The sequence below is a fragment of the Paenibacillus sp. NFR01 genome (genome assembly GCF_900111565.1).
GTDB lineage: Bacteria > Bacillota > Bacilli > Paenibacillales > Paenibacillaceae > Paenibacillus_AQ.
Genome location: NZ_FOIK01000007.1, coordinates 133,070 through 147,177 on the forward strand (window position 1 = coordinate 133,070; position 14,108 = coordinate 147,177).

A 14,108-nucleotide genomic window follows, 5' to 3' on the forward strand; every position below is an offset into this window, starting at 1 on the left:
TCCATGCCAACAGAAATCATCAGTGAAATCGTGAACGCGTTACAAAAGATCGCCGGCGTGCAGGCCATTGTGCTGGGCGGATCGAGAGCGAAAGGGACGGCGCATGCCCATTCGGATATTGATCTCGGAATCTATTATGATCCCGCTGACGGATTGGATATTGCCGCACTAAATCAGGTGGCTTCAGCACTGGATGATGATCACCGGACGGACCTCATCACGGAGGTTGGCGGCTGGGGGCCGTGGATCAATGGCGGCGGATGGCTGCAGATGCAGCAGATTCCCGTTGACTGGTTGTTTCGTGACCTGGGCAAAGTCTCGCAAGTGATGGAGCAGTGCTTGGCGGGGGACATAACGATCGACTATCAGCCGGGGCATCCCCACGGGTTCGTGAATGCGATGTATCTGGCGGAAGTCGCGCTATGCCGGGTGTTGTGGGACCCGCATGGACTGTTGGCCGAGCTAAAGTCGAAGACACAGCCGTATCCGCCGGTTTTGCAGGCAGCGATGATCCGGAAGTTCTTGTGGGAAGCGCGCTTTTCCATGGAGATTGGGCGAAAGGGGATCTACAAGCAGGACCTGTCCTATATCGCCGGTTGCTGCTTCCGCGCCGTCTCCTGTTTGAATCAGGTGCTGTTTGCTTTGAATGAGACGTATTGGATGAACGAGAAGGGCGCGGTGGCGATTGCGGATGCTTTTTCGATTAAGCCGGGTAACTACGCCAGTCGGGTAAACGAGATGATGACGCTAATATCGGAGGACTCTGCACGTTTGGGGATGGCGATTGAGGTGCTGGACGAACTAATCAATGAAACAGAGGGGACAGTGAGGGATGAAGATACGAATCGATAAAAAAGAACGGAAAGTCATCATTAATGAATATTTCGTTATTGGCGGAGTAGTCATTCCTGAGCGGTATTGCTCCGAGTGCGGAAGTATTGTAATTGCGGATAATCAATAAAAGCACTTCACCTGGAAAGGAGATAAACCGGTGGGACAACGGGCGAATCTGATAATCGTTAAAAATGGGGCTTATGATCTCTACTATAGCCACTGGTGTGCGAACACGTTGCCCGAGGATATATTTTGGGGAGAAAGATACGCCATTCCGTTTATTGAGCAGCAGCGGGCGGTAGACGCCTGCATAAAGGTGCCTGAATTCCCACGGATTCAGGCACCTTTTATTTGCATCGGCAGCCGGGAATGTTTATCTATGAATCAAGGTTTACGATCTTCCCGGCCCATGCAGCGGGTATAATGTAATTATTGGAAGTGAATACAGGACGATTCGGAAAGAGAAGTGCAATGATGTTAAACGAAGCTTCGGAAAAAAGCTTAAGTAAGTTAATGACCAAGATACTCCGGCATACCCCGGAGCAATTCGGAATACGCCTGGAGCCGGCGGACGGCTCCTGTACGCTCGCGGCGCTGCTGCATGCGATTCAGGCCCAGCCGACATGGGCATGGGTAATACAGGAGGATGTGGAGCAGGTGGTGCGCCAGTCGGATAAACAGCGTTTCGAGATTGCGGACGGGCGCATTAGGGCGAGATATGGCCACAGCCATGACCAGGTGCAGTATACGCCGGGCGAACCGCCGGCGGTGCTCTATCACGGGACCAATACCAAAGCGCTGCCGCTGATTTTGCGGGAGGGCTTGCGCCCGATGAACCGGCAATATGTACATCTCTCGGAAGGCACTCATTTCGCGACGCTGGCGGGCAGCCGCCGGGGCGAGCTGGTTATTCTTAAAGTGGATACTGCGAGCGCAAAGCGGCAGGGCGCGACCTTCTATTATGCGGGCAATGAAGTGTGGTTGGCGGACCGGATTCCGGCAGCTAGCCTTTCGAAAAACAACATCGGAGAAAAAGGAGCAACTAAGCCATGACACATCCCCTTGTCGATATCGGCATCAATCTGATGCACCGTTCCTTTAACGAGGACCGGGATCTGCTTGTAGAGAAAGCGGCGGCGGCGGGCGTTACGCCGCTGATCATTACCGGCACGAGCCTGCGCAGCAGCAGCGAAGCGGTCCGTTATGCCGGGCGGTATCCGGCAAAGCTGTACGCCACGGCCGGCGTGCATCCGCATGACGCCAAGAGCTGCAATGAAGAGACGCTGAAGAAGCTGAAAGAACTGGCGGCGCTGCCGCAGGTCGTAGCCATCGGGGAATGCGGCCTAGACTATAACCGCGACTTCTCGCCGCGCGAGGTGCAGCGGACATGGTTCGCAGAGCAGGTTCGGTTGGCGCAGGAGCTGGAGATGCCGCTCTTCCTGCATGAGCGGGAGGCTTTTGCGGATTTTATGCATATCCTGCGGGAGCATTCGGTGCGCAAGGCGGTGGTTCACTGCTTCACGGGGACGGCAGCCGAGCTGAAAGCGTATCTGGATGCCGGTTTCCATATCGGGATTACCGGCTGGATCTGCGATGAACGCCGGGGCAAACCTTTGCGGGAGCTTGTCCGCAACGTGCCGCTGAACCGGCTCATGATCGAGACGGACGCGCCGTTCCTGACGCCGCGGGACCTTAAGGAGAAGCCGAAGGACGGGCGGAACGAGCCGGCCTTCCTGCCGCATATCCTCCGGTCCGTGGCGCTCTGCGTGGGCAAACCGGCAGAGGAGGTCGCCAAGGCGACGACGGAGACGGCGCGGGAGTTTTTCGGAATCTAATCCCGCGGCGTTTCCTCCGGCGTTTCCGCCACCCCGTAACGCTGCAGCGCTTTGGATGATGCTTCCAGCATCCGCTGCTTTAAATAATCCCCCTCGATGACCCGGACCCGTTTGCCGAGAAAACGGATTTTGGAGAGCAAATATTCGGCTTCGTCGCTGAGCAGCGTAACCTTGATCCGGTAAATGTCGCTGGGAGCGTCATATTCCACGTTTTTCTCGAAGCTGGAGAAGGCGTACAGAATCCGGGAGAGTTCCTCGTTGTAGTCGCGGACGAGTTCAATGACCACCTCCGTCTTGCGCGATTCCAGCGTCTTGGCGGTTTTTCTGAAAATCTGGTCCACAGTGGCGGGGCTGGCCGGCTCGGGCACAACCGAGAGAATCTTTTTTAACCGGGTGCTCATAAAAGCGTGATGCCGGGCATGATGCCAGAGCAGATACCATTCCCGCTTGACCATGGAATACTCCAGCTTGTAGGGGATTCCCGCTTGGTCCAATTTCACTTGACCGCCTTTGATCTCGTAGGTGATGCGGATGCCCGACTTTTCCATAATGCAGCGGCGTAGAGGCCGCAGCAGCGGATGGTAGACCTGCTCTTCGGCGGTACGGGCTTTCTCAATGAGGTGCAGGGCTGTGTCCATCACCGGTTCCGGCTCCAGAAGGGAACGCAGCTTCTCCCGTGTCTCCGGCATAAAAGCCTCATCGGCGGCAGGATGCTCCAGCATCGTCTTCAACCATGCCCGTTCGTGGGCGGTGACCATAAACGTGCCGGAGTCCTCCAGCCGGGAGAGGATCTGGTAGTTGAAAATTTTTTCAAACAGATTCATAATACGCCCGGATCTCCTTCCACTCGGCAATCATCTGCTGGCGCAGCTGGCGCGGCTCCAGAATCTCGCAGCTCGAACCAAAGCTCCGCAGCCACGGCTTGATTTCGGTAGTTCCGTTCACGGTAATCTCATAGATGAAAGACGCTTCATCCTCGGCCACGATCTGACCCCACTGCCCCTGCGACAGCACCCGTTCCTTCACGAAGTTGGCGGCCGAATCCAGCGGATGGTAAAAGCGGGCGCGAACCGTCACCGGTTCTCCCGTGTCGATCAGCCAGCTGTATTGCATTTTCCGGGCCAGCTCCTCTTGCTTGCCGGCAAACCACTCTTCGTCCACCGCCTCGGCTTCTTCCATCTGCGTAATGCCCTCCATCCGGAATTTCCGGATCCCTTCGCGGCCATGGCCGAGCAGATACCAACGCCCATATTGATGGTCATAGACGAGCTTTAGCGGAAGCGTCGTTTGGGATTTGCCCTGTGTGTCCCGTTCGAATAACGGGTTGGTGTTCCTGGAGGCATAGCTTTTATCCGACTTCGGCGAAAAATAAAGAAACCGGACCTTGCGCCGTTGCCGGATCGCCTGCAGCAGCGTGAACAGATGCGCTTCATCCAGAATCCGCGAGTAATAGTGGTACTTATACAGAAAAAGCTCGATTCCCTGCGGTTCGGCCTGCCCGCTGCGCAGCAGCTGTTTCTTCAGGCCGTCGCGCAGCAGGTAGCCCTGGACGGAAGGAACCTGCGTGTTGGCCATCACGTCCACGAAATCATACAGATCGATCATTTCGTCCTGCGACAAACTGCGGATCAGCTCGTCCTGAATGCGGTAGCGGTAGGGGCGCGGCCCCGGCTCCCGCTTGATGACGCCGACGTCCTCCAGATATTTGAGGTCGGAGCGGATCGTTTTTTCGTCAGGCAGCGCCCATTCGGGAGGCATACTGCCGCAGCACAGATCCAGCAGCTCCATGGCGGTTAACGCCTGGCCGTTCATGGCCCCAAGCAGCAGGGAGATCCGCTGGCTCTCCGATTCCTTGACCGACTTGGCGCGGAACAGGAACAGCAGCAGCGGGTCGGCCGATTCGTAATAGCTGCTCCGCAGCGCCTCGGCAAACTCTTTGTTCTGTTCCTGCGCTGCAGGCTGGTGCACGGCCCCGGCCACCTCTTTAAGCCGCCGCAGGGTTTTATCGAAGGTGTGGACCGAGATGCCCAGCCGCTCGGCGAACTGCTGCCGGCTGAACGCCCCGCTGGTCAGCACAAGTATGCGCAGAAACTGGATTTCTTTATCGAAGCTTTCTTTGGCCAATGGTGTCTCCCCCGTTCGCAAGCATCTTTTTCCATTGTAACAGGGGCAGGATTGGGGTGAAATGGTAAACTTTATGACCCGTCGTAATACTTTCGCCATGTTCGCGCCGCGTTAAATCAGCGATGATAGTACCTGTAAGCGGCATGACAGAAGTTGGTAAACGCCAAAACGGCGTTCTATCATACATTGCTTCTTGTCCGGACGGCTGTAACGAGGCGGGGATATCCATGAATCCCGCAGTGCCGCGCATGTTATGCTGCGGTATCCTGTACACCGGGTCGGCTTGGAGCCAACATTATTGGGGTTCGATTCCCCAATCGCCTAGGGAGCGATTCTGGTAGAGCACTCGACTTTCAATCGAGCGATAAATTTATGACCAAAGGCCGGAATTCCGCGCGGCTTGGGTTAGCGCACTGCGGGAGAGGCTATGCAATCCGCGGATACCGCCGGAGCGGAAGTCCGGAACCTCGGGAGGTTTTGAAGATTCAGCGGGACGGCTGAGGTTTGGCCGTTCTTCGGATCGGCAGGCTGCCTGGGGCAGAGGGATGGAGCGCACCGGCTGAAGCGGGATTCCGCTGAACTTAGCAGAGGGATTCCGGGCCAATGGTCGACCATTAAGGAGGTTAACGATATGTTCAGAAAAATCATCATTCAAGCGGACGAACGCGGGTTGCTTTTTAACAATGGAAGCTACGAGAAGAAACTGCTGCCGGGTACATACAGCTTCATGCCTTGGTCGAAATCTACGGTAACGGTGCTCAACATCGCCAAACCGTTTCAGGTCGAAGGCCGGGATATGCGGTTGTTCCTGCAGGACGAGGAACTGCTGCGCGAGCTCGATGTCGTACGGGTGCAGGATCATGAATATGTGCTGCATTACGAGGACGGGCAATTCGTGCAGCTGTTGAAGCCGGGCGTGTATGCTTTCTGGAATGTTTTGAAGAAAAATACGTTTATGCACGCGGATACGCGTCAGCCGGAGCTGCCTGCGGAGATTAACCGCTCCATCGTGCAGCGGCTGGGCGCGAACGTGCTGACCTATGAAGTGGCGAGCCATGAATGCGGATTTCTCTTCTATGACCACATGCTGCAGCGGGAGCTGAAGCCCGGCAAATACTATTTCTGGAGAGGCCCGGTCTCGCCACTCTTGAAGACAGTGGATTTGCGGCAGCAGCAGATGGACCTGATCGGCCAGGAAATGATGACGGAGGATAAGGTAACCTTGCGCCTGAACTTCGTCTGCCAATACAAAATCGTCATGCCGCTGCGCGCGCTGGAACTGAAGTCGTTCGACGAGCAGGTTCACATCCAGCTGCAGCTGATTCTGCGGGAATATGTGGGCATGCTGAAACTGGATGATCTTCTGCGCCGCAAAGAAGAGGCTGCGGCCTTCGTCCTCTCTCGTCTGCGGGAGAAGGAAGCGGCGTTCGGCGTGCAGTTCCTTGGCGCGGGCGTGAAAGACGTCATTTTGCCGGGCGAAATGCGCGACATTCTGAATACCGTGCTGCTGGCGGAGAAACGGGCGCAAGCCAACCTGATCACCCGCCGCGAAGAAACGGCCTCGACCCGCAGCTTGCTGAACACCGCAAAGCTGATGGATGAGAACCAGACGTTGTTCCGGCTCAAGGAGCTGGAGTTCCTCGAAAAAATCTGCGAGAAAATCGGCTCCATCTCGCTCACGGGCGGCGGAGACCTGCTGGACCGGCTGAATGCGCTCGTTGGAGCGGGGAAGACGGCGGGATGAACGGTTAATAATCCCGGCGGAGTAGCGTAAGGAGGGGGTATCCCATGAACGACAGCATACAACAACGCATCCAAACGGAGCTGACGCGCATCGAACGCGAAGAGCAGGTGCGCATCCTGTACGCCTGCGAATCCGGCAGCCGGGCCTGGGGATTCCCGTCCAAGGACAGCGATTATGACGTAAGGTTCCTGTACGTCCGGCCGGTGGACTGGTATTTATCGATTCATGACAAGCGCGATGTAATCGAACGTCCGATCAGCGACCTGCTGGACATCAACGGCTGGGATTTGCGCAAAGCGCTGCGGCTGTTCCGCAAATCCAATCCGCCGCTGCTGGAATGGCTGCAGTCCCCGATCGTATATCTGGACGATCGGTCGATCACGGAGCAGATCCGCCGGATCGCTCCGCTGACGTTTTCGCCAAAGGCCTGCACTTATCATTACCTGCACATGGCGAAGGGCAACTACCGGGAGTATCTGCAGGGCGAGCAGGTGAAGATCAAGAAATATTTCTACGTGCTCCGCCCGGTCCTGGCCTGTGAATGGATCACGAGATACGGCACGATGCCGCCGATTGAATTCGGGCAGCTGGTGGACGCCATCGTACCCGCAGACAGTGAGCTGAAGGGCATCATCGACCGTCTGCTTATCCGCAAGAAGGCGGGAGACGAAATGGATCTGGAAGCGAGAATGAATCCGATTAACGATTATCTGGAGGAGCGGATCGGGTATTACGAACGGACGGCCGCAAGCCTGCAGGCTGCACCCGCCGGAGATCCGGATGAGCAGTTGGACGATTTGTTCAGGAATGTGCTGAAGGAAGCATGGAATAGCGAAAACATTTAGGAGTTGAAGCAGAGATGGCTTATCAACATATAAACGGCGTGCGGGTCTGGGGCCAGCCGGACGACGGGGCGCTGGCGCAGGCCTTGACCTGTGCGGCGACAGGCAATGTCGTGCAGACGCTGCTGATGGCCGACCATCATAAAGGCTACAGCCAGCCGATCGGCGGTGTGGTCGTGTACGACGGCCAAATCTCGCCTTCCGGCGTCGGGTATGACATTGCTTGCGGCAACAAGGCGGTGCGGACAAATGTGCTGGCCGCGGACATCCGGCCGAAGCTTGGAACAATGATGGATACCGTTGCCCGCAAAATTTCGTTCGGCGTAGGGCGGATCAACAACGAGAAAGTCGATCACGACCTGTTCGACGATCCCGATTGGGACGTGTACATGGCGGTTGGCCGCATGGAGCACCGGAAGCTCAAAGAGCTGGCGCAGAGCCAGCTCGGCACCGTCGGCAGCGGCAACCACTTCGTGGACCTGTTCGAAGAATCCGCCACGGGTCGTCTGTGGATTGCCAACCACTTCGGCAGCCGGGGCTTCGGCCACAAGACCGCGAGCGGGTTCATCAATCTGGCGGCAGGGCGGGAGTTTCTGGCGAACGCCCCGGGCGAGAAGATGGATCAGCCGCCGGTACTGCTCGATTTGGACAGCGAACTCGGCGATATGTATTACCGGGCCATGAAGCTGGCCGGGCGTTATGCTTATGCGGGTCGGGACTACGTCATCCGGCAGGTGCTGCAGATTATCGGCGCGGAAGCAGATCTGGAAGTGCACAACCATCACAATTTTGCGTGGAAAGAGACGCACAGCGGCAAAGACGTGGTCGTCGTCCGGAAAGGGGCGACGCCGTCCGCCCCCGGCCAGGTCGGTTTTATCGGCGGCAGCATGGGGGACATCTCCGTAATCGTCAAGGGCAAGGACACCGCAGAGAACCGGGATTCGTATTACAGCACCGTGCACGGCGCGGGGCGGATTATGAGCCGTACCCAGGCCGCCGGACGGATGAACTGGAAAACCCGCACCCGCAGCGGCGGACAGATTAGCGCGTTGCAAATGCTCGAGGCGGTTCGGAATTATGGCGTGGAGCTGCGCGGCGCCGGCACCGACGAGAGCCCGTTCGTGTACCGGAAGCTTCGGGACGTGCTGGACGCACACGCGGAGACGATTGAGGTAATGCATGAGCTGAAGCCGATCGGCGTCTGCATGGCCGGTGCCGGCGAGTTCGATCCGTACAAGGATTGAGGATCACCCCGCTTTGCGGGGTGATTTTTACATCGTTTTACTTATCGCTGCGTTCATTGCATAGATTCTCTTGTTCATCTACAGGTATAATAGGAGAAGGTTCAAGACTGTATGGAGGGACGAGTGTGGAGAGGGAACGTTCTGGGCTAGACAGGAATAGAGAGAGCTATGATGACTTACACATCCACGAAATACAGAAGGAATACACCCGAATCGACAACGATTGGCTCGTGCTGCACTACAAGACGACGGTGGGGCTTGTGCTGTTCGCGTTTATCATTGAATGCGTCATGGGAGCGTTCCTGCTGCAATCCGATATGCTGACCACGACCGTGCCGCGGTTTATTTTAAAATTCATAGCGGTTCCCAGCGGGATCAACCTGCTGTTTGTCGGGGTGAATGCGGCGGTCATACGGTCGGAGTCCCTTTCGCTGACTCAGAAAAAATATACGGTCTCGCTGGTGATGGTCGGCATCTGCTTTGTGCTCTTTACGACGCACAGCGCATTTACGGCGTCGTACTATATGTTTGCGGTGGCCGTGATGATGACGACGATCTATGCCAGCCATCGCTTGACCAGCATTACGGCGCTGCTGAGCATTGCCGCCATTATCGTCTCGGAACTGTTCATCAAATGGGATGTAGACAAGATCAGCATTTTCGACAGTACGCTGCGGATGAGCAATTTTTTCATATCCCTGTTCATTATGATCGCCGTTTCCATCGTCTGCATGGTCGTGATCCGTTACGAGCAGAAGAAAAACGAAGCCAGCATTCAGATGGAGATGGAACGGCAGCAGCTGCAGCGCCGTCTTCAGATCGATGAAACGACCGGCATCTTTAACCGCAAGGCGCTGCACGACGCGCTCAAGAATATGGAGGACGACGTGCTGGATCATACATACATCCTCGCGATCACGGATATCGATAATTTCAAGGGGATCAACGATACGTGGGGGCATCACCTGGGCGACCGCTGTTTGATCGAATTTGCGCGGGTATTGAAGGAACATTGCGGCGGTGCGATTCCTTTCCGTTACGGGGGCGATGAATTCTGCCTGCTGTTCCGCAACGCGACCATGGACGAAGCGGTCCGTACCTGCGAGCAGATCCGGGTGAAAGTCAGCGAACTGCAGTTTGCGGACGAGCCTCTCTTGAAGCTGACGGCCAGCTTTGGCTTATCCTCCTATTCCGAGCAGGTCGATACCGTACGTCTTTTTACGCATTCGGACCATGCCCTTTATAAGGCCAAGGAAGTGCGCAACTCCATAAGCGTATTTGAAAAAGAAGCCTGAGCCGCACCGGGATGAAGCGGTTAAAATCATTTTTTACCAAATGATGTATGACCGTCCGTGCTACACTTGGTGAAGAGAGGGCATGCTTCTTAGCGGATTCATTCCTCTCATACCGGTGGGGGGAACTAGATCGTATGATGAAGTTAGACAACATGGTTATTGGACTGACAGGGGATGCCGCTGCGGCAAGCTTGCTTGAGTGTTGGGAGCATAGTGAAGGAAGCTTGAAGTTTTGTCGAGCCAGTTCGAATTTTGTATATGTCTTTGAGAATCGCGGAGAACGTTTTTACTTACGGTTCAGTTTTGAAATGGAGCGTCAGGAAGAGCAAATCCGGGCGGAGCTTGATTTTTTGGCCTATTTGCAAAATCAACATTATCCGATCGCCGCGCCAGTGCTTTCGTTAAATGGGAAAGTACTTGAGAAAGTGCACGCGTCCGAGGGAATGTACTACGGGGTGGTTTTTCGATCCGCCGCAGGCGTTGTTCTGGAAGATGATCTAACGGCTGAACAATGCTGGACCTGGGGCCGGTCGCTGGCTTCGCTGCATCAATTATCGCAGGCGTACCGGCCTTCATCCGTTCCAAGAGTAAGTTGGAAGGACATCCTGCAGGAGATCGATGTAATTCTGAAGCGGCATCCGAAGGAACGGGAGGCGGCGGCGGAGCTCAGACAACTAAACGATTGGCTGATGACGCTGCCGATAACAGAGCAGAATTACGGACTGATCCACTATGATTTTCAGCTGGACAATGTGTTTTACGAGGCGGATACCCGGTCATTTGAAATTATAGATTTCGATGATGCCGTATACAGCTGGTACGTCCAGGATATCGTTAATGCTATTGATGATGTGGTGGGAGACGAGCTTGGCCTGGAGCATCCGCACGCCCAAGCTTTTCTGGAGGGTTATGGCTCCATCCTGCCGCTGGGCGGCGATAAGCTGTCGCAGTTTACAGATTTCCGCAGATTCATGAACTTGCAGAAGTTCTCCAGCTTGTTAAGATCGCTTGAAGGCTGCGGGGACGACGTACCGGAATGGGTGCAAGAGATCAAGGTTAAATTTGTACGCGTGATGGATAGAATGAGACGGGGCTTTGCCCTGTAGAACGATAACAATATTGCGAGGTGCCAGCCAGCATGATGGAGCAGAAAAAGAACCCGAAAGTCGCCTTTTTCTTTGAGAAGGCGGACAAGTGGAAGGAAGCGTTTGAGGCGCTGCGGAATATCGTCCTCGATACGCCGCTGACGGAGGAGTTGAAATGGGGCGTTCCCTGTTATACGCTTGACGGCAAAAATGTTCTGCTGATCCACGGGTTTAAGGAATATTGCGCAATCCTGTTTCCCAAAGGCGCTCTGATCAAGGATTCGCATGGCTTGCTGATCCAGCAGACGGAGAAGGTACAGGCCGCGCGGCAAATCCGGTTCACGAGCGCTCAGGAAATCGCGGAGCTGGCGCCGCTGCTGAAAGATTACATCGGCGAAGCCATGGACATCGAAAAAGCCGGATTGAAGGTAGAGCTCAAAAAGCATGAAGAATACGAAATTCCCGAAGAGCTGCAGCAGAAATTTGCCGAGCTGCCGGAGCTGAAGACGGCGTTTGAGGCGCTGACGCCCGGCCGGCAAAGAGCCTACCTGATGTTTTTCGCCCAGCCGAAACAAACCAAAACCCGCATCGCGCGGATCGAGAAATCCACACAGGCGATCTTTGAGGGGAAAGGATTGAACGACTGAGCCGATTCTTTAATGAATGTTCTTTGAATACACGCCGAATCCGCTGCGTTTCTCCCAGCCCTCGGCGGTCCAGAAACGATGGCCTGCCTCGTTGTCGTCAATGACGAAGATATGGCATTTATCGATGCCTTCGCCGTGCAGCTTGTCCAAACCGGCCTCCACCAGCTGCCGGCCGATCTTCAATTTCCGGTAGCCGGGGTGAACCGCCAAATGGTGGATGAAGCCTCTGCGCCCGTCATGCCCGCACAGGATGGTGCCGGCGATGACGCCTCCCTCTTCAAAGATATAACTCATGCCCGGATTACGCACCAGGTATCTCCCGATGTTCTCCCTGGAGTCCGCCTGGCTGATCGCCAGCCCCTCTACGCTTTTCCACATTTCGATCACTTGATCATAATCGCTCATCGTCATTTCCCGCAGCGTGCCCATTAATCCTCCAAACCCCTTCCAAGATCAAATTTATACTTTGTATTCGTGAACAATGCGAGGATTCCTCTTTTTAGTCTACAATGGTATTTGACATTTTAACAATAATTATGCGTTACTAAACAGATAAAATATATTGTAAAACAATAAAACTTATGCTAAATTAAGCTGGTCAAATAAGCGGTCGGGATGCTGCCCTGAGAATTGAAATAACGATTGGAGGCGAGGGAGATGACCTCCTTATTATCCATGCAGCCACGTCCGGTGAAGAGAGGACTGCTGCAGCTGGTCTGTTTTGGCCGGGAACAGGCGTTATCCTGCGTGTTTCCTGTAGTGATTTTTGCGTCGCTGGCGTTAACGAAGCTGATTCCGCTGCCCTGGATTCCCCGATATGACTGGCTGCTGCTGATCTGCCTGGCCATGCAGTGGTGGATGGTCCATGCCGGGCTGGAGACGCGCGATGAAGTGAAGGTCATTACGCTGTTCCACTTGATCGGGCTGGCTCTTGAAATCTTCAAGACGCATATGGGATCATGGTCTTATCCCGAAGAAGGCTACTTCAAGGTGTTCGGTGTGCCGCTGTACAGCGGATTTATGTATGCGAGTGTGGCGAGCTATCTCTGTCAGGCGTGGCGGCGAATGAATGTCGAGCTGGTGAAGTGGCCGCCGTTTCCGGTCGTTGTGACACTGGCGGCGATGATCTATTTGAACTTTTTCACCCATCATTACTGGATTGATGTGCGCTGGTGGCTATCGGCGCTGGTGCTGCTTGTATTTTGGCGGACCCGGGTGATTTATGAGGTGGGCGGGACCCGTTACCGGATGCCGCTGGCACTTTCTTTTGCGCTGATCGGCTTCTTTATCTGGATTGCAGAGAATATCGCGACATTTTTCGGGGCATGGGAATACCCGGATCAGGCGGCGGCATGGCAGCTGGTTCATCTGGGTAAGGTGAGCTCTTGGCTATTGCTGGTCATCGTGAGTTTCTTGATCGTGGCGACGTTAAAACGGGTAAAAGGCCGGCAAACGCCTGCCTTACCAAAGGAGATTGCTGGGCATGAACAATGATTATGCAGAGCGGATCGGCAAGGTTATTCAGTATATGAAGGACAACAGCCATCAGAAGCTTAGTTTGGATCAGCTGGCGGCCGTCGCGAATTTTTCAAAATACCACTTCAGCAGGATCTTCGCGGCGATGACCGGAATGGCACCTGTCGCCTTCCTGAACCGCGAGCGTCTGCAGCGGGCGGTCTCTTTGCTGGCCGAATCGGACGGCACCATTCTGGAGATTGCGGGGCAATGCGGCTTCGACTCCGTTTCTGCTTTTAACGCCTTATTCAGGAAACACTACGGCCTGACGCCAAGCGAAGTAAGAAAAAGTCTGCACCATAATAGCAAGAATCCGGCACTTCTTAGCAACAGCCGCGAAGAGCCGTCTGCTCCCCGGACTTACAATGAAGATGAAACCAATCATCTTTTGAGAAGGGCGTGGGGCAAAATGATTACGTTTAAAGAGCTTCCGGATGTTGAAGTGGCGTGTGTCAGACATGTGGGGAGTTATCTGGATACGGGCGGAGCCTGGGAGAAGCTGGGCATATGGGCGGCCCGGCACGGCTTCACTCCGGAGCGGCAGTGTTTTATCGGGATTTCGCTGGATGATCTTGATATGGTCGAAGAACAGGCCTGCCGGTACGATGCCTGCGTAACTTTGCCGCCGGGCTTCGAGAAGCAAGGACATTCCGGGGAGGTCGAATTCAAAACGCTTACCGGCGGGCTTTATGCGATGTACCCGTATTACGGCCCGGTCGATCAATTCGTGCTTGCTTACCAGCATGTGTTCGGTTTATGGCTGCCTGAGAGCGGCTATGAAGCCGATGATAAACCTTGCCTGGAATTCTGTATGAACAATCCCGCTCTGGACCCGGAGGGCAAATGCAAGGTGGATCTGTATATACCGGTCATGAAACGAAACGGCTGACCCTCCTATGAAAAATCGTCCGCGTAGTACGGAACTCCCCACGGCGGATTCGTC

14 protein-coding genes are annotated in these 14,108 nt (G+C 55.1%); 11 read left to right on the forward strand and 3 right to left on the reverse strand.

Annotated features, from left to right (window positions below; all coding sequences use genetic code 11):
• Positions 1 to 3: 3 nt before the first annotated feature.
• The 3 genes from BMW84_RS22020 to BMW84_RS22035 all read left to right on the forward strand — a co-directional run bounded on the left by BMW84_RS22020 (position 4) and on the right by BMW84_RS22035 (position 2,669).
• On the forward strand, positions 4 to 852 hold the full coding sequence (locus BMW84_RS22020) for a nucleotidyltransferase domain-containing protein (RefSeq protein ID WP_091072133.1): 849 nt from the start codon (positions 4 to 6) through the stop codon (positions 850 to 852).
• A gap of 456 nt (positions 853 to 1,308) precedes the next feature.
• Positions 1,309 to 1,887: an RNA 2'-phosphotransferase gene (locus tag BMW84_RS22030; protein WP_091072297.1), complete on the forward strand. Its 579-nt coding sequence runs from the start codon at positions 1,309 to 1,311 to the stop codon at positions 1,885 to 1,887.
• On the forward strand, positions 1,884 to 2,669 hold the full coding sequence (locus BMW84_RS22035; RefSeq protein ID WP_091072137.1) for a TatD family hydrolase: 786 nt from the start codon (positions 1,884 to 1,886) through the stop codon (positions 2,667 to 2,669). The genes BMW84_RS22030 and BMW84_RS22035 overlap by 4 nt, the downstream gene beginning before the upstream one ends.
• Here BMW84_RS22035 and BMW84_RS22040 read toward each other — a convergent pair.
• Together BMW84_RS22040 and BMW84_RS22045 are read right to left on the reverse strand one after the other, a co-directional pair.
• Positions 2,666 to 3,493, reverse strand: a complete 828-nt coding sequence (locus BMW84_RS22040; RefSeq protein ID WP_091072140.1) for a WYL domain-containing protein — start codon at positions 3,491 to 3,493, stop codon at positions 2,666 to 2,668. The genes BMW84_RS22035 and BMW84_RS22040 overlap by 4 nt on opposite strands.
• The gene (locus BMW84_RS22045; RefSeq protein WP_091072141.1) at positions 3,480 to 4,793 is read right to left on the reverse strand and encodes a helix-turn-helix transcriptional regulator; all 1,314 of its coding nucleotides are present in this window, start codon (positions 4,791 to 4,793) and stop codon (positions 3,480 to 3,482) included. The genes BMW84_RS22040 and BMW84_RS22045 overlap by 14 nt, the downstream gene beginning before the upstream one ends.
• Positions 4,794 to 5,424: 631 nt before the next feature.
• Here BMW84_RS22045 and BMW84_RS22050 point away from each other — a divergent pair.
• The 6 genes from BMW84_RS22050 (at position 5,425) to BMW84_RS22075 (ending at position 11,650) form a co-directional block, all read left to right on the forward strand.
• Positions 5,425 to 6,537, forward strand: a complete 1,113-nt coding sequence (locus tag BMW84_RS22050) for a slipin family protein (protein ID WP_091072144.1) — start codon at positions 5,425 to 5,427, stop codon at positions 6,535 to 6,537.
• Between the two features lie 44 nt (positions 6,538 to 6,581).
• Positions 6,582 to 7,382, forward strand: coding sequence for a nucleotidyltransferase domain-containing protein (locus BMW84_RS22055; RefSeq protein WP_091072146.1), 801 nt, complete (start codon positions 6,582 to 6,584; stop codon positions 7,380 to 7,382).
• Between the two features lie 14 nt (positions 7,383 to 7,396).
• Positions 7,397 to 8,623 (forward strand): RtcB family protein, encoded by a 1,227-nt coding sequence (locus BMW84_RS22060; RefSeq protein ID WP_091072149.1) that lies wholly within the window; start codon positions 7,397 to 7,399, stop codon positions 8,621 to 8,623.
• Positions 8,624 to 8,748: 125 nt separating this feature from the next.
• Entirely contained in the window at positions 8,749 to 9,918 is a 1,170-nt protein-coding gene (locus tag BMW84_RS22065; RefSeq protein WP_091072151.1) for a GGDEF domain-containing protein, read from the forward strand.
• Between the two features lie 152 nt (positions 9,919 to 10,070).
• The gene (locus BMW84_RS22070) at positions 10,071 to 11,024 is read left to right on the forward strand and encodes a phosphotransferase enzyme family protein (protein ID WP_254773097.1); all 954 of its coding nucleotides are present in this window, start codon (positions 10,071 to 10,073) and stop codon (positions 11,022 to 11,024) included.
• 32 nt (positions 11,025 to 11,056) lie between these two features.
• Positions 11,057 to 11,650, forward strand: a complete 594-nt coding sequence (locus BMW84_RS22075) for a YdeI/OmpD-associated family protein (RefSeq protein WP_091072155.1) — start codon at positions 11,057 to 11,059, stop codon at positions 11,648 to 11,650.
• Between the two features lie 9 nt (positions 11,651 to 11,659).
• On the opposite strand, the gene BMW84_RS22080 is transcribed toward BMW84_RS22075, so the two are convergent.
• Complete coding sequence (locus BMW84_RS22080) at positions 11,660 to 12,079, reverse strand: GNAT family N-acetyltransferase (protein ID WP_091072157.1); 420 nt, start codon at positions 12,077 to 12,079, stop codon at positions 11,660 to 11,662.
• A gap of 246 nt (positions 12,080 to 12,325) precedes the next feature.
• On the opposite strand from BMW84_RS22080, the gene BMW84_RS22085 reads away from it, so the two are divergent.
• Positions 12,326 to 13,144 (forward strand): DUF817 domain-containing protein, encoded by an 819-nt coding sequence (locus BMW84_RS22085; protein ID WP_091072300.1) that lies wholly within the window; start codon positions 12,326 to 12,328, stop codon positions 13,142 to 13,144.
• Positions 13,134 to 14,054 (forward strand): AraC family transcriptional regulator, encoded by a 921-nt coding sequence (locus tag BMW84_RS22090; protein WP_091072159.1) that lies wholly within the window; start codon positions 13,134 to 13,136, stop codon positions 14,052 to 14,054. The genes BMW84_RS22085 and BMW84_RS22090 overlap by 11 nt, the downstream gene beginning before the upstream one ends.
• Positions 14,055 to 14,108: the final 54 nt, after the last annotated feature.